The organism is Veillonella parvula (assembly GCF_024461875.1).
Taxonomy (GTDB): domain Bacteria; phylum Bacillota; class Negativicutes; order Veillonellales; family Veillonellaceae; genus Veillonella; species Veillonella parvula_I.
On the sequence record NZ_JANGAL010000002.1, the window covers coordinates 273,659 to 295,689 of the forward strand.

General features: G+C 39.2%; 19 protein-coding genes. 1 reads left to right on the top strand and 18 read right to left on the bottom strand.

The annotated features are described in order from the left end of the window. Nucleotides 1-235: 235 nt before the first annotated feature. The 18 genes from hisH to NE668_RS05515 all read right to left on the bottom strand — a co-directional run bounded on the left by hisH (nucleotide 236) and on the right by NE668_RS05515 (nucleotide 21,068). Nucleotides 236-862, bottom strand: coding sequence for an imidazole glycerol phosphate synthase subunit HisH (hisH, locus tag NE668_RS05430; RefSeq protein WP_227037550.1), 627 nt, complete (start codon nucleotides 860-862; stop codon nucleotides 236-238). Nucleotides 863-940: 78 nt separating this feature from the next. Beyond that, nucleotides 941-2,017: a histidinol-phosphate transaminase gene (gene hisC / locus NE668_RS05435; protein ID WP_012863733.1), complete on the bottom strand. Its 1,077-nt coding sequence runs from the start codon at nucleotides 2,015-2,017 to the stop codon at nucleotides 941-943. A gap of 118 nt (nucleotides 2,018-2,135) precedes the next feature. Further along, nucleotides 2,136-2,462 (bottom strand): phosphoribosyl-ATP diphosphatase, encoded by a 327-nt coding sequence (hisE, locus tag NE668_RS05440; RefSeq protein WP_227037548.1) that lies wholly within the window; start codon nucleotides 2,460-2,462, stop codon nucleotides 2,136-2,138. A gap of 2 nt (nucleotides 2,463-2,464) precedes the next feature. After that, complete coding sequence (gene hisI / locus NE668_RS05445) at nucleotides 2,465-2,782, bottom strand: phosphoribosyl-AMP cyclohydrolase (protein WP_012863731.1); 318 nt, start codon at nucleotides 2,780-2,782, stop codon at nucleotides 2,465-2,467. A 169-nt stretch (nucleotides 2,783-2,951) separates the two neighbouring features. Beyond that, nucleotides 2,952-3,710: an imidazole glycerol phosphate synthase subunit HisF gene (hisF, locus tag NE668_RS05450; protein ID WP_227037546.1), complete on the bottom strand. Its 759-nt coding sequence runs from the start codon at nucleotides 3,708-3,710 to the stop codon at nucleotides 2,952-2,954. Between the two features lie 173 nt (nucleotides 3,711-3,883). Further along, nucleotides 3,884-4,606 (bottom strand): 1-(5-phosphoribosyl)-5-[(5-phosphoribosylamino)methylideneamino]imidazole-4-carboxamide isomerase, encoded by a 723-nt coding sequence (hisA, locus tag NE668_RS05455; protein WP_227037544.1) that lies wholly within the window; start codon nucleotides 4,604-4,606, stop codon nucleotides 3,884-3,886. Between the two features lie 13 nt (nucleotides 4,607-4,619). Continuing rightward, nucleotides 4,620-5,210, bottom strand: a complete 591-nt coding sequence (gene hisB, locus NE668_RS05460) for an imidazoleglycerol-phosphate dehydratase HisB (protein ID WP_227037543.1) — start codon at nucleotides 5,208-5,210, stop codon at nucleotides 4,620-4,622. A gap of 120 nt (nucleotides 5,211-5,330) precedes the next feature. Next, a complete protein-coding gene (hisD, locus tag NE668_RS05465; protein ID WP_227037542.1) occupies nucleotides 5,331-6,608 on the bottom strand; it encodes a histidinol dehydrogenase in 1,278 nt (425 codons plus the stop codon). A gap of 143 nt (nucleotides 6,609-6,751) precedes the next feature. Then, nucleotides 6,752-8,353 carry an ATP phosphoribosyltransferase gene (hisG, locus tag NE668_RS05470; RefSeq protein WP_227037884.1) on the bottom strand — a complete coding sequence of 534 codons (1,602 nt, stop codon included), beginning with the start codon at nucleotides 8,351-8,353 and terminating at the stop codon, nucleotides 6,752-6,754. 264 nt (nucleotides 8,354-8,617) lie between these two features. Beyond that, complete coding sequence (hisJ, locus tag NE668_RS05475; protein ID WP_227037540.1) at nucleotides 8,618-9,481, bottom strand: histidinol-phosphatase HisJ; 864 nt, start codon at nucleotides 9,479-9,481, stop codon at nucleotides 8,618-8,620. A 100-nt stretch (nucleotides 9,482-9,581) separates the two neighbouring features. Then, entirely contained in the window at nucleotides 9,582-10,082 is a 501-nt protein-coding gene (locus NE668_RS05480) for a GNAT family N-acetyltransferase (protein ID WP_227037539.1), read from the bottom strand. A gap of 357 nt (nucleotides 10,083-10,439) precedes the next feature. Next, nucleotides 10,440-11,108, bottom strand: a complete 669-nt coding sequence (locus NE668_RS05485) for an energy-coupling factor transporter transmembrane component T family protein (protein ID WP_227037538.1) — start codon at nucleotides 11,106-11,108, stop codon at nucleotides 10,440-10,442. 9 nt (nucleotides 11,109-11,117) lie between these two features. Further along, entirely contained in the window at nucleotides 11,118-11,930 is an 813-nt protein-coding gene (locus NE668_RS05490) for an energy-coupling factor ABC transporter ATP-binding protein (RefSeq protein ID WP_227037537.1), read from the bottom strand. Further along, nucleotides 11,923-13,548, bottom strand: coding sequence for a tryptophan transporter (locus NE668_RS05495; protein WP_227037536.1), 1,626 nt, complete (start codon nucleotides 13,546-13,548; stop codon nucleotides 11,923-11,925). Before NE668_RS05495 ends, NE668_RS05490 begins: the two co-directional genes overlap by 8 nt. Nucleotides 13,549-13,776: 228 nt before the next feature. After that, entirely contained in the window at nucleotides 13,777-16,941 is a 3,165-nt protein-coding gene (locus NE668_RS05500; protein WP_227037535.1) for a type I restriction endonuclease subunit R, read from the bottom strand. 13 nt (nucleotides 16,942-16,954) lie between these two features. Next, complete coding sequence (locus NE668_RS05505; protein ID WP_008603239.1) at nucleotides 16,955-18,046, bottom strand: restriction endonuclease subunit S; 1,092 nt, start codon at nucleotides 18,044-18,046, stop codon at nucleotides 16,955-16,957. After that, on the bottom strand, nucleotides 18,043-19,893 hold the full coding sequence (locus NE668_RS05510; RefSeq protein WP_008603252.1) for a type I restriction-modification system subunit M: 1,851 nt from the start codon (nucleotides 19,891-19,893) through the stop codon (nucleotides 18,043-18,045). Before NE668_RS05510 ends, NE668_RS05505 begins: the two co-directional genes overlap by 4 nt. A gap of 239 nt (nucleotides 19,894-20,132) precedes the next feature. Next, nucleotides 20,133-21,068 carry an Abi family protein gene (locus NE668_RS05515; RefSeq protein ID WP_008603253.1) on the bottom strand — a complete coding sequence of 312 codons (936 nt, stop codon included), beginning with the start codon at nucleotides 21,066-21,068 and terminating at the stop codon, nucleotides 20,133-20,135. A 356-nt stretch (nucleotides 21,069-21,424) separates the two neighbouring features. Here NE668_RS05515 and NE668_RS05520 point away from each other — a divergent pair, with 356 nt between their 5' ends. Beyond that, nucleotides 21,425-21,946 (top strand): cysteine hydrolase family protein, encoded by a 522-nt coding sequence (locus NE668_RS05520; protein WP_008603254.1) that lies wholly within the window; start codon nucleotides 21,425-21,427, stop codon nucleotides 21,944-21,946. The last annotated feature ends 85 nt before the right edge of the window (nucleotides 21,947-22,031 follow it).

Consider the following 22,031-nt stretch of genomic DNA (forward strand, 5'->3'; position numbering starts at 1 on the left):
TGATAAAACTTATGTATCGTATCCATGCCACAATGGCTTCCTAAAATGTTAGTACTTACAACATTATTGTATAACTAATCAACAAGGTGTCAATTATTAATTTCTCATTTTGAAAGTTAAGTATAACTATAAAGCATAATAACGGCATTCTCCACCTATGAGATGCCGTTATTATCCTAGATATATTGGTTACTGAATGACTTATTCCTATCTGTAATGAAAGATAGCTATATCCCTATTCTCCTGCTGCTCTATAAGTTTTTGTAATAGTCCCAAATGTACGCAACAAATTTAGACCTACGACACCACTTTTTTCAGGATGGAATTGCATTCCATATACTCTACCTCGTTCTACAATTCCAGGTACATCGATACCATAATTTGCAGTAGATGTAATATATTCAGGATCTGTATCCACATAATAGGAATGAACGAAATATGTATATTGATCATCTACATTTCTAAAAGCACTATGAGGCTGGTGTACTACATTTTTATTCCAACCCATATGAGGCACGCTAAGACCTAGATCGCGAGGGATTTCTTTTACCTTACCTGGAATAAGTCCTAAACCAGGAGTTGGGCCGTATTCTTCAGATTCTTCAAATAAAAGTTGCATTCCTAAACAAATACCTAATAAAGGAATTTCACGCTTTACTACCTCATGAATGACATCAACTAAACCATGCTCTTTTAGAACTGCCATCGCTGGCGCATATGCGCCTACACCTGGCAAGAGAACGCCATCAGCATTTAGTATTGTCTCAGGATCTGCCGTTAGCACTGCCTCAAGACCGATGTAAGCTAAGGCTTTCTGGACATTGAAGGTATTCCCTGCATCATAATCTATAATGGCAATCATAATAAACTCCATTCTATAGGGTAAAACACGATAAGATAAAATAAAACGTATTACAAATTATACATTATTCTGTACAAATTAATTCATGAAATCTCTTAATATCTTGCGCATAACATCCCCATCTTGAGGCATTGGAATTGTAAGGCGTAACCATCCTTCTCGTTGACCTCGGCGCACTTGGTAACCTGATTTAAGCCAAGCATCTGCAAGGCCTTCCGCATCAGGCGATGCAAAGAAAATAAAATTTGCTTCGCTTTTATAGTAGTGAATACCTAGTTCATCAAAGAGGCTTTCCCATTTTGTCCGTTCCTCTGCATTTTGAGAGACCGTTCTCGCCAAGAATTCTTGATCATCGAAAGCAGCTTCTGCAGCCACTTGAGATAAGGTATTCAGATTGTACGGCAAGCGAATGGTTTGCATATAATTTGCCAATTCTAAAGGTGTCATCATGTAGCCTACACGGTAGTTGGCAAGGCCATAGGCCTTCGAGAAGGTACGCATGATAGCCACATTAGGGAACTCATCCAAGAGCGCACGTGCCGTAGGAACTGCTACGGAAGTGACAAAATCGATATACGCCTCATCTATGATGACCAAGGTATCCTTTGGTACAGCTGCTACAAATTTGCGGATATCTTCAACAGACTCATAGGTACCCGTTGGGTTATTAGGATTACAGATCCACACGAGGCGTGTCGTTTCATCTACAGCATTCACGAGAGCAGAAAAGTCATACTGCCCCGTTTCAAAATCAGCTGGCACCTCGCGAATCTCAGCACCTTCCACGAAACCATTCAAGGCATATTCCGAAAAGGCTGGCACGCTTACTACGATAGAGTCACCAGCGGTAATCAATGTTTTATTGACCATGGCGATCACCTCATCTAGACCTACGCCGATGACGAGTTGCTCAGGTTGCACCTGCCAGTAATTCGCTAATTTCATGCGCAAATCGGTAGCATTACCATCCGGATAGTAGTTGGCATCATTATGTGTTACATAACTAAGGATAGCCTCCCGTACCAATGGCGATGTGCCGTATGGATTTTCATTCGCCGACAAGCGCACCAATCTGTCGATACCAAGGCGCTCTTTCACCGCTTCAGCCGGCTCCTCAGGTATATAAGGCTTCAATGTGCGAATTATCTCTTTCATAGGCTATCCTTTCTATCTATTCCTTAACGCATATAACGCATATAACTCATATAACACATAAAAAACACATATGAACTCCACCAGAGCTCATATGTCTGAGCTCATAATAGGATATACATTATAAATTTGTAATTTCTGGGCGATCCGTAGTCTTGCTAACGACCCCTTCGCGGCTCGCTAGTTCAGCTTCAATGGCTTCGTAAGGAATATTTTTCTCCACTAATAACACGAGCAAGTGATATAATACATCTGCCGTCTCGTAAATCAGTTCTTGAGGGTCATCATTTTTTGCGGCGATTACTACCTCTGTAGCCTCTTCACCAACTTTTTTCAAGATTTTATCAAGTCCTTTGTCGAATAAATAATTCGTATAAGACCCTTCCTTTGGCTGTGCCTTGCGATTTTTAATAATTTCGTATAATTCGTTCAGTGTTTGCTGTGCCATGTTTAACTCCGTTCTACTTCATTAAAGAAACAGCTTGTACGCCCAGTGTGACAGGCAGGCCCTTCAGGCTTAACTTGAATGAGCAAGGTGTCTCCATCACAATCGAGGGCCATACTCACCACATGTTGCACATTACCGCTGGTGCCACCCTTATGCCATAGTTCTTGACGAGATCGAGACCAAAACCACGTTTCCCTTGTTTCTAGTGTCTTGTGAAAGCTTTCTTCGTTCATCCACGCCACCATGAGGACGTCCTTAGTCTCCGCATCCTGCACAACCGTTGGCAACAAGCCATTTCCTTTTTCAAAATCCGGTTTCATATTCTATCCTTTTTTTTAAGTAATCAATAATCTGTTATCCTATATCAGCTTGTATCTCTATCTATTACTATTTCTATTTTCTGTTTATCTATGAACAAACTATTTAACTAACTCTGAACATATAGACTAGCAAAGAGTTTACGAGAGATAGTAATTTTTTAAATCTATTTTAGCGTACTGTAATTCCGTGAGCTCGTAATTCAGCTTTAAGATCAGGAATTTTGATTTCTCCAAAGTGGAATATAGATGCTGCCAGTGCACCGGTAACACCGGTTTGCTTAAAGAGATTTACAAAATCCTCAACCTTACCCGCACCTCCAGATGCTATGATAGGTACATTTACGACAGACTCTATGGCCTTATATAGTTCAATATCAAAACCGGATTTTGTACCATCTTTATCCATACTCGTTACTAGCAATTCCCCTGCTCCACGAGCTACGGCCTCTTTTGCCCAATCTAAAGCTTTCCATTCTGTACGCTTACGACCGCCGTGAGTATAGGCATACCATTCGCCAGTTTCTTCATCTGTTTTCACATCAATGGCTACCACCATACATTGATTGCCAAACTTTTGAGCCCCTTCTGTAATGAGCTCAGGGTTAGCAAGCGCCGCAGAGTTCAAAGATACCTTGTCCGCACCAGCTTTCAGCAAAGCCGTCATATCATCAATACTCTTGATACCACCACCCACGGTGAGTGGCATAAATACTTGTGTGGAGATTTCTTGTACCACATCGCGCATAGTAGTCCGTGCATCAACAGTGGCCGTAATATCTAAGAATACCAGCTCATCTGCCTGTTGCTGTTCATAGGATGCCGCAATATCTACGGGACTGCCTACATCTACGAGATTAACAAAGTTAACCCCTTTTTTTACGCGCCCATCATCTACATCTAGGCAGGGAATAATCCGTTTCGCTAACATAAATCTCCTTTCCATCGAGTGTCACTCAATATAATTCAGCGGTTACGCCCAATACATTTCAACCGTTATACTCAACATATTTCATTGACTATACACAATATATTTATTGATTATGCACAATATTCCATTGGTTACAGCCAATAATTAATTTGAGAGCATCACATTTATTTCTATTATTTCTGCTGATTGTACTCGGCGATTTCCTCTAACGTAATCGTGCCCTCGTACAGAGCCTTACCAACAATACTATCCATAACGCCTTTTTGTTCTAGCGATTTAATATCCCCTAGATTACGAACGCCCCCAGAAGCAACGATGCGTGCTGTAGGAAATTCTTTTTGCAAATTTCCAAGTAACTCTTCATTGGCGCCCTGCATCGTACCATCCCTGTCTACATCGGTAACGATAAAATACTTTGCGCCACCTTCAACCATGGCACCGATTAAATCACTCATAGGAACATCGGATTGGTCGAGCCACCCTTCAGCAGCAACCTTGCCATGTTTTCCATCTACACCGATAACGATGCGCTCCGCACCGTATTCAGTGATCACCTCTTTTGTAAGCGCTGGATTTTTAAGTGCTACAGATCCTAAGATAACCCGATCTACGCCCAAACTCAAATAGAGGTCAACGGCCTCTTTATCTCGGATGCCGCCTCCAATTTCAAGGATGCCTGTGAAAGCTGCACGCACTGCTTTTACAATGTCTACATTTACAGGCATGCCCGCCTTGGCACCATCTAAATCAACGAGGTGCAAGGCTCCCACTTTAGCTGCCTCATATTGTTTCGCTTGATCTACTGGATCAGGATTGATGACCGTTTCCTGTGCGAAATCGCCTTTATACAAGCGAACACTGCGCCCATCTTGTAAATCTATAGCTGGAAAAATCATGCATTCTCCTTTATTAAATAACGCCCTTTGTAGAGTTAACCCCTTGGATATCCGGATTAATAGCAACTGCTTTGCGCAATGCACGGCCCGTTGCCTTAAACATGCTTTCAATAATGTGATGTGTATTGCGACCATATAAATTGCGCACATGTAAGTTCATAGCTGCGCTCATAGCAAGAGCTTGGAAAAAGTCCTCCACCAGCTCTGTTTCAAAGTTGCCACCTAAAATCGGCGTGCTCCATTCACCTTGGAATACGAGGTATGGGCGACCGCTCAAATCGATTACAACTTGCGTCAATGCTTCATCCATAGGAACCCACGCATCGCCATAGCGCTCAATGCCAGCTTTATCGCCAAGGGCTTTCACCAAGGCCTGCCCTAAGGCAAGTCCAACGTCCTCAACCGTATGATGAGCATCCACATATGTATCGCCCTTTGCCTCTACCACAAGGCCAAAACGGCCGTGCTTCGCTAAGAGCGTCAACATATGGTCAAAGAAGCCAATTCCGGTCGAGATGGAGCTCGTTTGCGCCCCATCAAGGGTAATTTCTACTGTAATATCTGTTTCTTGAGTGGTGCGTTGCACCGTGCCTGTGCGTATCATAACGACCTCTATACTCCAAATCTATTTCTGTAATCTATATTTCCACTCTATATTTTAAATATTTATATAAATATAGATGCCAAATATATACCAAATCTATTTTCTAATATTTTTTATAAACTATTTTTCAAATCGTACTTCAATGGCGCGAGCATGCGCTTCGAGCCCTTCCGTACGAGCCAACGTAGTAATGTGTTTTGCCACTTCTTCTAAACGTTCTTTTGTAAATTGTGTGAAAGACGTACGTTTCACGAAATCATATACGCCTAACGGAGACGAGAATCGCGCTGTACCGCTAGTAGGCAATACGTGGTTCGTACCACCCAAGTAATCGCCCAACGGTTCAGATGCATAAGCACCGAGGAATACAGAGCCCGCATTTTGAACGAGGCTCATGTAGTTCATTGGGTCTGGCAATTGGATTTCCAAATGCTCTGGCGCCACTTCGTTCATCACCGTAAACATGTCTTCAATGCTGTCCATAACGGCAATATAACTATTATTTTCAATGGCTGGACGAGCGATGCTTTCACGAGGCAACAATTTTAATTGTCGTTCTACTTCATCAGATACGGCATTTGCTAACGTTTCACTAGTAGTGACCATAATAGCGCGCGCACGAGGATCATGTTCCGCTTGGGATAAGAGATCTGCTGCAAGGTGAACTGGATTAGCACTATCATCGGCGATAACACCGATTTCACTTGGGCCTGCAATCATGTCGATATCGACTTGGCCGAATACTTGGCGCTTCGCTGTGGCTACGTAAATATTGCCAGGGCCTACAATTTTATCTACCTTTGGAATTGTTTCCGTACCATAAGCAAGGGCCGCCACGCCTTGGGCACCGCCCACTTGATATACCGCATCAACGCCGGCAAGCTTTGCAGCACCTAATACGGCAGGATTAATGCCATCCTTTTGAGGAGGTGTCACCATAACGATTTCTTTTACCCCTGCAATCTTGGCTGGCAATGCAGTCATGATAATGGTCGAAGGGTACGCAGCTGTACCACCAGGAACGTAGAGACCAACACGAGCCAAGGGAATGACCTTTTGACCGCGGATAATACCCGGTGTATCCATGTCCACAAAGCCCTGCTCGATTTCTCGGCTATGGAACTCCGTAATATTAGCCTTTGCCTTTAATAATGCGGCTTTTAACTCATCAGATAAAGACTCATAGGCTGCATCGATTTCCTCTTGAGGCACCTTGAAATCTTCGATGGATACGCCATCAAATTTTTCAGAATACGCTTTGAGCGCCGCATCACCGTTAGTCCGGACATCCGCGATGATATCGTACACGCGACGCTCAATCTCCATATCTGTAGTTTGCTGTGTGTAATCTCGTACGATGGCAAGCATCGCCTCTAGTGATTCTTTATATATTTTCATCTGTCATCCTTCTTCCTACTTGAGCTATCAGTATCACTAGTTAGACCTATTATTCATTTTCTATTATTCATTCCATATATTAATAGTTTTATCTGCTATTAATCCTAGATCTTACTAGCTGGATATATGATTCACTCTACGTCTTATTTATTAATTGCTTCTGAAAGCTGATCAATGAGTTTAAAAATAGTATTTCTCTTTTGTTTTAAAGCTAATGGATTGGCTACGAGGCGTGTAGATATGGGCTGCAACCAGTCGAAAATTTCTAAATTATTCTCACGCAAAGTTGTACCCGTTTCCGTAATATCTACGATAGCATCAGCTAGCCCTACGAGTGGAGCCAACTCAACGGAGCCTTCAATTTTGATGATTTCTACATCTTGAGCTCCAAAGTATTGTTTTGTAACAGTTGGATATTTTGTACCAATTCGTTGACGGCGACCTTCTTTAGGGTCATAGCTTGCTAAGGACGCCAAAATAAATTGGCATTTACCCGTTTGTAAATCAAGCATTTCATAGCTCGTATCGTCTTGTTCATCTAATACATCACTGCCGACGATACCGAGGTCCACAACGCCGTTTTTCAAATATGTCGTTACATCCGGCCCCTTTGCGAGGATGACCTCCATAAAATCTCCCAAAGAGATAATGAGCTTACGCGCCTTATTATGTAATGGCTCGCAATCAACGCCACATGCTTCTAGGAGTGGAATAAAATCCTTTTCTACGCGCCCCTTCGTAAGAGCGATGCGTAATGTATCGTTATCTTGAACTTTGCTTTTACCTTGCAAGGTAATCTCAGTCAAAACGTCAATGTTGAAAGCCATCCCAACGGCCGGCATCGGTGTACCATCAAAGCTAGATAACAGTCCGTCATAACGACCACCACTGACGATATATTGAGACACGCCGTCCACATAACCTCTAAAGGTAATGCCTGTGTAATAAGATTGAGGCGGTTCTGTAGACACATCGATGCAAACCTGTTGCCCTGTTTGCTCCACTTGGTTTGCCATGTCTATGAGATTATCTAAAATGCGCTGCGCCGCTGCAGGCAAGATGATTTGGTTCAACTCATCCTTGATATCTTGAACCATACCAAATAAACGAGGCCACACATTGAGGAATGGGAACAACGCACTATTTTTAAAGTCAGCAATCAACTCGTTGTAACGAGGTAAATATTTAGTGAACAAAGCCTCGAGGAGTTCTGTTCTTTCCTCATCACTGAGCCCTAGGGCATCGGTGATAGCATGAGAGAATCGAGCATCACCAATTTCGAGCAACAAGCTACCACATAGCTGCGTTTCATTTACCTCTTTAATGATCTTGAAGCACTCTTGCTCTGCCTCAATGCCATCATAGCCCACCATCTCGATACCACCTTGCGTCACCTGGTTCACATCGCCGCGGTGCTTTTTATGTTTCATGAACACATCGCCCAAGTAGTAGAACGTGCGAGGCAATTCAATATTTGTAGTCGCCAAGAAACGACCGATAGGCATAGTCAAATCGGGACGAATTACGACGGATGCTTCAGAACTATCCATGAATTCGTACATATGTTGACCGCGTCCCATTGCATAGCCATTGAATACGTCTTTATACTCTACGAGAGGCGTAGAGATCTTTGTGTATTGACGATTTCGACAAAGACCGAGCACATATTGACTCACATCATCCTTACGCTCTGCTACGATCCCTATATCATCACGGAAACCAGTAGGTAATTGCTGCTGTACCATCGTAAACATCCTTTCTGTCAATTCATTTATATTATTTCTCATGTTTTTGAAAGCTATATATCATCTGTATTAACCATTTAAGTTATATGACGGTTTAAGTCATCTAGCTATTCAGTTTGTTATGAGAAAAAATTTACCTATATCGATACTTTTCTATTTTATCGCTTTACTTTATTAAAGTATGAAATTATAATATAACGGTTCTATAGAATTGTCAATAGAACCGTTATAAATTCATGTATTTACTATAATAATGATTTGATGCTATCCCCAAACGTTTTCTATATCTGCCACACTATGTGCATCAGATCCCAGTACAAATGGCACACCAATGATAGCCGCCATACCTTGAATAAAACGGCTTGGGTACATTTCACGGCAGTCTGGCTTGAAGAAGCCACTCATGTTGTAGTCTAGTTCGCGACCTTGGACGCGCATAATATGCAAAATATCGCTCACCACCTGCGCATTGCGACGATCTAAATGACGTTCAAAGCCAAAGTGATGTTGGTATTTCTTGATTAAATCAAAGTGACCTATGCGTTTAGGTGTATATTCACCGAGGTCAGCTCGCACGGCTTGGCGCACTGTGGAATAATACTTGTAGTACAACTCATATTGCTTTTCAATCCACGGTCCGAAACCTTTTTCAAATTCTTCAGGACTGTAGTCTAAGCAGAAAAAGGCATTATTAACACCTTCCATAAAGTGAACGGATAAAATATTATCATCCGTCAACGGACCATAGCGATCCAAGAACTCTTGAATGTCTGATTCAAAGCCTGGAATATAATCGACTTCAAAACCGAGGGAGATATCGATATGTGTACCATAAGCGCGTTGTAATTGACGTCCTAGTTCTAAGTAGGCATCAACTTGATTCAATTTCAAAGACGCTGTATCATAAGCCTTTTTATCACCACCGTATTCAGCAACAAAAGCTGTTGGCAATGGTGCATGTTCTGTAAGGCATACCTTTTCTATACGCAACTCGATGGCCTTTTCAATCATCATCGCAGTTCGGTCCCCACTACCATGTGGACACAATTCCGTATGTACATGACCGTCCACGAGACGGCTGCGATACTTACTGTATCCAACGAACTGCCGTTCATCTTTCATGTTCATTCAATCACCCCTATTCGCCCTAACCCCTGGCGAATCCTTATCTATAATCTATACATTATTAGTATATCGTATTAATATCTATGTTTTCCTATACTAATTATTATACCAATAATGCGTATGTTTCGGTATCCTGATATTTACCATGTTTGAATCCCACTTGAGGAGTTAGTCCACAATAGGTAAACCCAAATCGTTCATGTAGTACTGTACTTGCCGCATTCCCTGCAGTAATGACAGATACCACCGTATGTAATGTTTCCGTTTCTTTCGCATGGTCTAATATATGAGCCATCAATTTAGACGCCAAACCTTTACCACGATACTCTTGATGGATATAAATAGATAGCTCCACCGTACTTTTGAAAGCATCTTTTGTTCTATATGGTGAAAGCGATGCATAACCTACCACAAGATTATCCATAAGGCCTACAAAAATGCAATGTTCCGACGTTTGATGTGCCTCATACCACTCCTGCCATTCTGGCAACGTGCGAGGTTCAAGATCAAGTGTGGCTACACCGTTCACAACCTCGTAATTATAAATAGCTAAACAAGAAGCTATATCATCCTTTGTAATTGGTCGTATTGCTAATTCACTCATAAGTATTCCCCAAAACAGTCGGTATCCTAAAAAAATATTATTTCTATTTAACATACTATAATAAAAAGAATACAAATAAGCAAGAAAAAGGATGAACTGTTCGTATGACATACCATTTGACTTTTCTGCATTTTTTAAAATGTAAAAATTATATATTTTACTTCTATATCCCCAATACAACAAAACTGAGTGGTAAAAACAACGATTTTTACCACTCAGTTTATACATTTTGAAGTATATATAAGTAAAAAGCTCTTATTTTACTTATATACTTTCATCATATTTTTTATTATAACTATTAGAACTAATACACTTCTATAAGATCAAAATTAAACGCTTGCTTAATTTATAAAAAGATTAAACAACTAAGAATAAAAGTACTGTAATAGCAATTAAAGCACCAATCACAGTATAGTCGATTCTTTTCAATCCTACAGAGGCAGCAAAGCTGTGTGTTGGACCACCGAAGCCACGTAGTTCTAAGGACAAGGCCATTGTTTCGGAGCGCCCCAAGGATTTTAACAGCAATGGTTGGATAACGGACGCATAGGATTTGATTCGTTCAATGAAGTTACCTTCTAAAGACAAACCACGACACGCTTGCGCCTCTTGTACAGCATGGCTTTCAGCAATGAAATCAGGTACGAAGCGAAGCGCAGCAGTGAACATAAAAGCATATTCATAAGGAATTTTACATTGTGTTACGAGAGCTGCCGTAAGATCTTGCAATTTTGTAGTTGCCAACAGTCCAATGAACACAAGTGTCATAGCGAGCATACGTAAGCCAGATACGATGGCAGATGTCACATCGCCGCTACCGAGGAATTGGACGAGGCCAAGGAATACGGCAAAGCTAGTCAATGCTAATACGGCTTTATGTTGTTTAAACAACAAACCCGCTACAAACAATACACCGAGTTCTACTACGACTAATACCAATAGAGATACCCAATCGCGCAACAGGATGGCCCACACGGATACAGCGAGGGTCATCAAGATTTTTGTTAACGGTACTAAACGTTCCATATGTCCCTCCTATTTTCCGCTCAACTGAGCCACTAACTTAGATTTCAATTCATCCATAGATTTGCAATAGCCCAAGGATGGTACCGCTAGTGAAAGTTCCACACTTGGCGGCTTCGTAAGGCCTAAATCTTGCAATTCATCCGTAGATTTTTTGAATAATTCTTCTGGACTGCCGTCAAAGGCTACGGTTTGGTTGCCCATGATGATAGCACGGCTACATTCGCTAGCCATGATTTCCATATCATGAGTAATGAGAAGGATCGTGATGCCTTCTGCATTGAGCTGACGCAATAATGCTAGTAGCTCTTTTGTTTCCTTACCATCTTGACCACTTGTTGGCTCATCGAGGATGAGGATTTTAGACTTCATAGCCAACGCGGAAGCAATGGCTACGCGTTGCTTTTCACCACGACGCAATGTCGGCGGGTATGCTTCACGCAAGTGGGCAATACCTGTACGTTTCAATACTTCATCAACAATGCGTTTCACTTCGGATTTAGTACGACCCAAAGACTCAGGGCCAAAGGCAACCTCAGTGGCTACAGTGGGTCTAAACATTTGACAATCTGGCTGTTGGAATACATAGCCGATAAATTGCCCCCGTTTAGACGGCGGCATGGACGTAATGTCCCTACCGTTATAATACATGCGGCCTTCGCTAGCCTTTTCGAGGCCTACGAGCAAACGAGTAATGGTCGTTTTACCGCAACCATTACGACCACCGATGGCGATATATTCGCCCCCTTCGATAGTGAAAGTCACGTCTCGGAAAATATCTACGGATGGCACATAGCCAAAGCGGATGTTTTCAACCTTAAGCATGAGCGCCACCGTCCTTTCCTGGTACATCATCAACACGTTGAACTGGTTGTCTATTTTCTACTATATTAGAATGATCAGCAAAATTATCTACTATATTTCTTTGATTAGCTGGAGAGTTGCTTTCACCATGCACCTCAGTTTGAATAGCATGAGCCATTTCAATTTGGTGCAAGCCCTTGATAGCAGACTCGATGCTGAGCCAAGGTTCATCACTGTGGAAGCCAGCCTGTTCCAGTTCCATATACGTAGTAAACACGGATGGCAATGCATCGACGTGAATGTTGTGCTCGTACATGTAACGAAGCGTAGTAGGTACATCGTCATCACAAGCGATAGAGCCATCCACCATGAGGGCCATGCGGTTTGCATACGGCAATACAGCATGCAAGTCATGGTCGATAACGACAACGGTGATACCGTCTTTTTGGTTCAAGTCACCTACGAGGCGATATAATTCAGCGGTCCCATCTGGATCGAGGGAGCTAGTCGGTTCATCAAGAACAAGTACGGTTGGGTTCGTAGCCAAAACGGAAGCGATAGCCAAACGTTGGCGTTGACCACCAGATAGACTTGTAATCTTGCGGTCTTCTAATCCCACAAGACCAACTTGTTCAAACACCTCTTGAGAGCGAGAGGTAATCGTTTCACGGTCGTAACCACGGTTTTCCATGGCAAAGGCTACTTCTTCACGAACCGTCATCGTTACGAGCTGTGTATCGTAATCGGCGAGAACTACACCGATATGGTTCGCTAATTCTGGAATTTCCATTTGTGTGGTCGCATGACCATCTACAAAGACCATGCCTTCTAAGCGTCCACCATAGAATTTAGGCACCGCCCCTACCATCGCCATACAAAGGGTGCTTTTACCACAACCGGCAGGACCTGTAACAACGAGGAAATCACCTTCATTTACATCGAGATTGATGTTTTCAAGGGATGGGGTAGTCGCCTTTGGATGATAGTAATTAACGTGCTCAATAGAGATCTTAGCTTGGCGCTCAGGCAAGATAGTCAAGCGACTATGATCAGATGTCAATTGATCCGCATTTGGCAACATGCCACGTTTAGAAAATAGACGTTGTGCCGGAATATACAAAATTGGCGTAATGGCACCATTCAAGGCACCTATGATGAGTACCAATGGCCACATACCATACATGTACACATTATTTGGCAGACCAAGCACTTGCCACAAAATAGTAACAAAGATACCACCAGATACAACAGTTGCTAAGAAGCCAGACACGACAGGCGTTAAATCAAAACCACCAATTTTACGGAACTTCATGGACAACATAGCACGCGTTACTAGAGCCGCCGTCAAAGCACCACCTGGCTCAGACAACAAGTTGCCGTAAGGGAACGCTGACTTAGACGTCAATACATTGATGAGGGCCGCCACGAGGCCAATCCCCAAGGTTTGACTCAAACTAGGACGAGTCAATAAAATAGCTACGCAGTACGTAGCAATCGTCCAGTTCGGCGTTACCCCAGCCACACTAGGGCTCACCAAATGCAAAATCGTGCCCAATGCGAGCATCAATGTGCTAACAGTAACCCATCTAAACTGGCCACCCTGCACATGCGTGTACACAAGATCCTGAATCCGTTCCATAATAGCCTCATTTCTATAAAAATATATATGGATTTATTTTATCATTCTTCGAGAATTTGTGAAAGCCTAGAGACTATCCGTAATGTTAATCTACGATTACCTAATTCATAAATAGACATATAAGAAATAATTTTCTACATTCTCCATTTATACAAAAGAAAGAGGCTACGTAAGTAGCCTCTTATCAAAACTTTAATATACTATCAAAAATATTGAAACTAGAAAATACTATGCCATATATCCAAATCTAGTATATACATACTCAAAGACTTCTCCACGACAAACTTCTATTTGTTGTTCATCGTAGCTTTCTGGAAGTTCTCTCCAAAGAATATCACGAATTAGATTTTGTATTTCTGCTGTTGTTTCATCCTTATCCGTCCAATGATCCATCCTTGAAATGGCTTCTGTTATTTTGTTATACATCTCTGTAGCAGTACCTTTTAGTTTCTTAATATCTGCTTTATTAGGATTGTCTCTTTTTAACAAATCAAAAATAGCCAATTCATCATCAGTAGTAAAACCTTCACGGATATAACGAGATTCTTCTTCCGTTAACTCTTTTACTAACTGTATTAATGCTTCAAATGTTTTTTCTATATTAGAACGGTCTTTTCCAGAGTTATAATCTTCAATAATTTGTCTATAGCGCTCAAAGTAATCCCTACGGTTAGGATTAGTTGCTACCAGTCTATCCAAACTTTGTTCAATAAAATCCCCTAAGTCCTTAAATAATAAGTTCTTATGTTTGACTCTTATAAACTCTTTACGCAAGATATTAAAATTGATAGCACTTATATCAATACGGGTTATATACTCTGAACCGATTGCATCTTCTGTTTGTCCTAAAGATTCTTTCATCCCTATATGTTCACTAATAATAGCATTTATAGTAACCATCAAGTCAGTAGTATCTACATCTCGTCTTTTAGGCTTTAACATCCGATGAATTGCTGCAATTGTCTCATATACTCTTCGTGTATCCACTGAAATATCATCACGTTCAATATATTTAATCAACTTATGCAACTCTGAGGCACAGGCAGTAAAGGTTTGTTTATCTGCTACAGTATCGCAGACAGCATTAGCGGCCTCATTTAAATTAGATAATCTACTAAAAGTATTAGTTTGTGCATCAGAAAAATTTTCTATATATATATTCTTTTGCTTAAAAAAGGTTACTAATATATCAATCAACTCTAGTATACGAGCAATGAGTTTCTCTTTATCGATAGTTGGATCTACACCATCATGATTACCGACATTTGCCGTATATTCAGCCAACGCCTTTTTAAGTGCTTCTACAATACCAATATAATCAATTATTAGGCCATTACTCTTACCTTCATTAACACGATTAGCACGAGCGATTGTTTGCATTAATGTATGTGCTTTTAATGGTTTATCTAGATATAAACAAGACAAGCACTTAACATCAAAGCCTGTAAGCCACATAGCACATACAAACACAATACGTAATGGGTTATCTGAATCTTTAAACTCTTTATCGAGGTCTCGTTTTATCATTTTCCGTCGATGTGTTTCAATGTCTAGCCCCCAAGCTTTAAATGTTTGGATTTCATTTTGTTCTTGACTGATAACAACAGCCATGTCCGTTTCTTCCATCCATTTTAGTTTGCGTTCTAGTTCTTGTGCTTCCTGTTGTGTCGCTACTTTAATTTGTTTTTTAAGATGCTTAATTTCTTCTTTCCAATATTCCTGTACATAATCGTACATACGAACACAGGTAACTTTATTTAAGCACACAAACATGGCTTTGCCACTAGTCCACACATCGGAATAATGTCGTACAAAGTCCTTGGCAATAGAGCGAAGTCTCGGCTCAGCAGTAAGGATATGAATTGATTTTTCAAATTCCTTCTCTAACTTCTCTTGTTGTGCACTATCTAAATCTGCTGCTTCGATAGCATCAAGAATCTCATTAGTTATCTCTGGATTTTGTAAATCATCTAGCTTAGCACCACGATTTTCATAATATAATGGCACCGTAGCACCATCCTCAACAGCTCGTTTAAAATCATAGACCGATATATAGCCACCAAAAGTACGCTCTGTAATATTGTCATATGAAAGTAACGGTGTACCAGTAAAGCCAATACGTGCCGCTGTCGGTAACAGTTTCATCATATTATCTGCATACAGCCCATACTGACTACGATGAGCCTCATCAGACATGATAATGATGTCATGATCAGGATAAATCGGCTCTACATCAGATTTATTGAACTTATGAATCAATGTAAAGATAAAGCTAGGATTCCCCTTTAATTTAGCAATTAAATCCTCGCCACTAGTTGCAATACATTGCTTTGCCTTACTATCCTTACCCAGAATGCCACAATTTTCAAAGATATCACTGATTTGTATATTAAGCTCTTCTCGATCTGTAAGCACTACAAAGGTTGGTGAACCTGCCATCTTGCGACGTATCTTCTGTGCAAAAAAAGCCATAGAATAGCTTTTACCAGAACCTTGTGTATGCCAAAAGACACCAAGTTTACCATCTCTTAATCTTCTATCTGCATAAGCCTCTACCGCCTTATTTACACCTAAGTATTGGTGATTACGAGCTAATATTTTAGCAGTGCGACCATCAGAATGGTCAAAGAGAATAAAATTCTCTAACAAATCAAGAAAATTTTCCTTATTACAAATACCAAGAAGCATAGTTTCAAAAGCTACACTCCCCTTTTCATCCTCATCTAGACGCTTCCATTCATGAAAGAATTCATATTTACTACTAACTGTACCAACCTTTGCTTCTAAGCCATTAGAAAGCATTACAAAGGCATTGTAGTAAAATAATTGTGGAATGGTATCTAGATAATCTTTATAGTTATCCTCATATGCATTTCGCACATCAATATCCGGCCGTTTCGATTCAATAAACAGCAAAGGAATCCCATTCACAAATCCAACGATATCTGCTCGCCGATTATACAAATCACCATGAACAATGAGTTCCTTTACTGCTAAGAATTCATTATTCTGTGCGTTTTTAAAGTCTATAATAGCAGCCTTTTTAATCTCTGCTCTCCCATCAGGACGCTTAACCGTTACAGGGATACCATCACGAAGATAATTGTATTTCTCTTCGTTGATTTGTATCAAAGATGCCGTTGACATTCTACGAGTTAATTTAGAAATTGCCTCTATAATTTGTTGTTCATTAATCCAAGGATTTAGTCGTTTAAGGCCCTTGCGTATTTCTCTGGTCAATAAGACTTCTTTATAACTAGTCCTGCCAAATGTGCCATCTACTCCGAGTTGCTCTAAATTATATGCATACGCAACCTTCCACCCCAATCTATTCTGCAGCACATCACAAGCACTATCTTGAACTAGTTTCTCTTCAGAATAATCATGACTCATAGTAACACCTCCTTTACACCTCTATTTCCCCATTCATAAGCTTAGGAAGTAAACGATCTCGGGCTTGTTCACAATTTCTATTAATATCTCTCAATACTTGTACTCTTTTAAATAAAGGCTCAACAATATTATTAAAAGTATCCGCTATTTCTTGTGAAGGAATTATTATCATTTCTTCCTTCAAGTACTTAAAATGTCTTGCATAATGATAGTTAGATAAATCAACTGATAAAAGAGATAAATATAATAATGGCGCTGGCATCAGTTCAGTATTACTAATTATTAACTGTGTGCCATCTGCACCTTTAGCAAATGGAAATTGAATATACTTTAAAATACGAGTATGATCACCAAATACGATTACAGGGGCTTCGGATGATACGATTGCATCCTCAAGATTTGTATATCCTGCAATGAACTCCCTACTTTGATCAATAATAGGGATAGTCCCTTCCCGTAAATAATCTTTCGTTTTTATCTGTACTGTCCGTGGTACTGTTTTAATAACACTACCAACAGATTCCAATTTCCAACCTTCTGGAACTCCATCTACATTTTTTATATTTTCATACCCAGGAAATCGTAAATCTACAAACCATTCTTTATATAAACGCTGTGCAGCCTCTTCAAGGAGCTTGATTTGCTTTTGATTGTTTCCAATGAGGTCATCATAGCTACCAATAATAGACGCAATTTTTCTCTGAATAGTTATTTCAGGGCAAGGAATATCTAAACCATTTAAGATCTTAATTGTTAAAAACTTTGTTGTAGATCCAGAAGACATTGACTTTAATAAACGAAGCTGCTCAGTAATAGCAAAAGCTAAAAATCTAACTGTCAATAGACTAGTATTTGCACTCTCAATAATATATGTTCGTTGATACGCATTAAATTTTCCTTTATAATATTTTGCCGTATAATTTCCACTAGCGTTATTTCCTGCCAACAAAACAGCTTCAGTATCATATGCCCAATCATCAATCTTTAGGGTATTGGGATCACAAGTAAAAAATGGATAGGCACCATCGGTCACGGCTGCATTAGAATCTAATTTACCTGTTTTTATTAATGCAATATTCTTTAGCTTTTCAATCTGATAACTCATAACCCCATCTCCTTCATATTTTTAGAGATAGTTTCCATAAGTGCATTAGATTCTTGTTGTAATGCTAACAGTTCTTCATGTATTTCAGCCATACGTTCTTCAAAGTTAACCCCATCATCTTCTACAGGGGCTACACCAACGTAAGCACCTGGTGTGAGGGACCAACTTTTATCTTCGATGCTCACACCGTCATTATCACCTTTGGCTTCATTTGTGATATATGCAATTTTACATAACCCTGGTACGTCTACATATTCTCCATCGCCAAATTTTTCATATAACCATTGTGCTTCTTGAGCAATGGTTAATGTTTCTTTAACAGCTTCTACCTTTTCATCGTATTCTTTCTGAACCTTTCTTCCTTTGCCTCGACCCGCATCAGCAACAGCTTGTTTACCTTCAGTCTCAATAGCTTTCACTTGTTCGGAAAGAACCTCTATATGTTGAGAAAAGGTTTTATCTTCACCTAATGTCTTGCGATATTCATTAAGTAATGCTGTATATTTTTCAACTTCACCACGATAGAGCCAAACAATAGCATTTAAATTTTTTAATTGCCATTCGGTCCATTCGTTTAATGTACGATCAACAACAGTATAGTAATTACGGGCATCAATGAAGAGTACCTTATCTTCAATAGCATCTGGCTTTGCTCTATCAAAGAACCACAAAGAACATGGTAAAGATTTTGTATAGAAGAAGTTATTACCAACACTCACCATTACATCAACTGCACCAGTTTTAACTAGGCTTTCACGGATATTTTTATCCTTGCCTTGACTGTCCGTAGCAGAGGACGCCATAACGAAACCAGCTCGACCTGTATCGTTTAAATAGCTATAAAAATAGGAAATCCAAAGATAATTAGCATTACCGATTTCCTTATTTTTATTAACGCCAGGCATACCAAATGGCAAACGTCCCGCAGCCTGTGTAGATTCAGATTTAACCTTATCTACGTTAAATGGAGGATTCGCCATAATATAGTCACAGCGACCTTCTAATTGATGAGCATCATTGTAAAAGCTGTTTCCTTCATCTCCAGATTTAATAACACCAGTTAAACCATGAACCGCCATATTCATTAAACAAAGCTGTGCATTATACTCAACCTTTTCTTGTCCATAAAATGTCATTGTGGTGTTCGCATTCAATCCGTGAGAGTTTACAAAATCACCAGATTGAATAAACATACCACCAGATCCACAGGCTGGATCAAATAGCGTGCCATGAGTCGGTTCCAGAACATTAACAATCATCTTAACTAGAGATTTAGGCGTAAAGAACACACCATCATCGGAGGCAATGTTCTTGGCAAATTTGTTTAAGAAATACTCATAGATTCGGCCAATGATATCTCCACCTACTTCATCAAGAGCAGAGTTATTAAAGATACGAAGAATTTCTGCTAACAGCTCATCAGAAAAATCTGTATAATTCTTAGGCAATATCCCTGTCAGCTGTGAACTTTGTTCTTCAATCAAAGCCATGGCATTATTGACCACTTCACCAAGACTAGTCATGACTTGACCATCTTTGCTAGTTAAGGCTGCACCTTTGATGTCCTCTGGTAAGTTAAGGAGATAGTCATATTGTGCTTCTAGTGGTAAATAAAGAGCACTTTTAGCCTTAAAGTCACTAGCTTCTACAGGCATAACACGACCATTACGCATAGGTCTATCTTTTAAGATTTCAACCTCAATAAGTTTGAAACGACTATACGCATAACGCAAGAAGATAAGCCCCAATACAGGCATACAATATTGATTTGACGTCAGTTTAGATCCTGCACGTAGCGCATCTGCAGCTTCCCACAATTCATTTTCTAATTTTCGTATATTAACCATCGTTTCAATCCTTGCATTATCAATAATACCGCTAAAGCCACATAGAGGTTTAATACCGATATATGGCTTTAAGGTATGTATTTTTACGTATTTTATATCAATATTATACCATTACAAACAAGTACTATTTTAGGTATAAAAAAAGCACCCTTGAGGGCGCCCATATAAAAAATAAAGCAACACCGAATTAACGATGCTGCCGCTTGAAACCAAAAATGGTTTTTCTATGTACCTAAATATTACCTTATGTGGAACCATGTGTCAATAGCTCTAATAAGCACATCAAATGTAGCTTTTATATTATCATTCAACCTATAATCATTATCTCGGAAAAAGCGTTTCTTAAGTTCATCTAATTCACCACATATATGATTATGAACACCAGTACTAATACATATTCTCTGATGAGCATACATCGTAGTTAAAATTTGATAGGTAGAAATATGACCCAAATGTCTACGTCTACTTGATGGTGATTTTATAAATTTAGTGCATTCACGTTGCAAATCAGCATTAATACGTTTATTATGTGTAGAGTTTATATCGTTAATAATACAATTATTATGCGCACATGCATTCCGTAAACTTTTAACGGTATACATTAAGTATAATCGTTCAGTAATTTCAGTATTTTGCAATAGTTCTACACAATATTTATAGAAATATAAATACTGTCCAAAAGAAATCATTTCTAGAAAAGCCCATACTGGGCAACGTTTATTTTGATCATCAATATATTTAGCATATAAATTACCGCAATATAAGCTACCACTATTTTTCCATAAGTCATGCTGTAATTGTTCAAAATTAGATTTCTCTAGTTGATTCATATATTCCTCAACTACATCATAAGGATCAATATTATTCTGCTGTAAAATAGATAATAAATGAACTTTTGAAAAATGCTCAATCCCAATAGTCATCTCTAACATGATTCGTCTCAATCTATTATCAATACATGCTAAATCTATTAAATAGCTAAAATCTAAATTTACATATTTTCCAGATTTTGTGGATTTTAAGAAGTTCTTCCTAAAGGATCTAAGTCTAAAGTAGTTATTATTCTCTACTAAATATTGCTCTGATTCCGCTTCAGTAATATTATTAAAAGTAATACCTTTAGATATACTATGCTCTATCTGTTCTCTTGGTGTTAAAAACGGACCATCGGACATACAGTCGCTCCCTTCAAAATAACCAACCACACACAAAACAAAGGCAAAATTTATATATACAATTATACCACTGCTTAAATATATTTGACTCTATTGAAAAATCATCTTTCTTTTACATATAATATGGCTTAAACACCTACATTCTACTTAAGCAAAGTGACTTTTTGTATAACTTTTGTTGTCGCACCCGCATAGTGGATAGTTTTATAATTCGCGACTACGTCGCGAACCAGTCTAAAGGCAATAATAAAGACCTCCTCTATCTTGGTGTATAATTATTATAATCTCCATATATTATTTAGTATTTCGCTATAATTATAATAAACTCATCATTTACCTTATCAGGGAGGTTCATAATGGCACAAGCATTAATCGTAATCGATATACAAGAAGGCTTAGTTAAGGAAAACCCTTACAATGCCAAAAACTTTATCTCAAATACAAAAGCAATCATTCAACATTTTAGAGATCAAAATATAGAAGTCATTTATATCAGACATTCTGAAGATGAAGGCTTATTAGCAACGGGCAGTGATAATTGGCAAGTCTATCACGAATTAAAACCGCAAGAAAACGAAAAGATTTTCAATAAATATTACAATAGCATCTTCAAGGATACTGAATTAAAGGAATATTTAAACCGAAAAAATATTACCGATGTAACATTCGTAGGAATGCAAGTGGAATTTTGCATTGATACATCTGTGAAAGTAGGCTTTGAATATGGTTATAATATCACCATCGTCGAAGATGCTATCTCAACCTTTGATAATGATCATCTATCCGCCGATACAATCCTATTCTTTTACAAAGAAAAGATTTGGCGGAATCGATTTGCACAGCTAAAAACAACAAACGAAATGTTAAGTATCAATTAAATTACGAAAATAATACAAAGATTTTTATAATTTTTTCTCACGTATTTGTCATATATGTATGTTAAAATTTCATTAAATATTTATG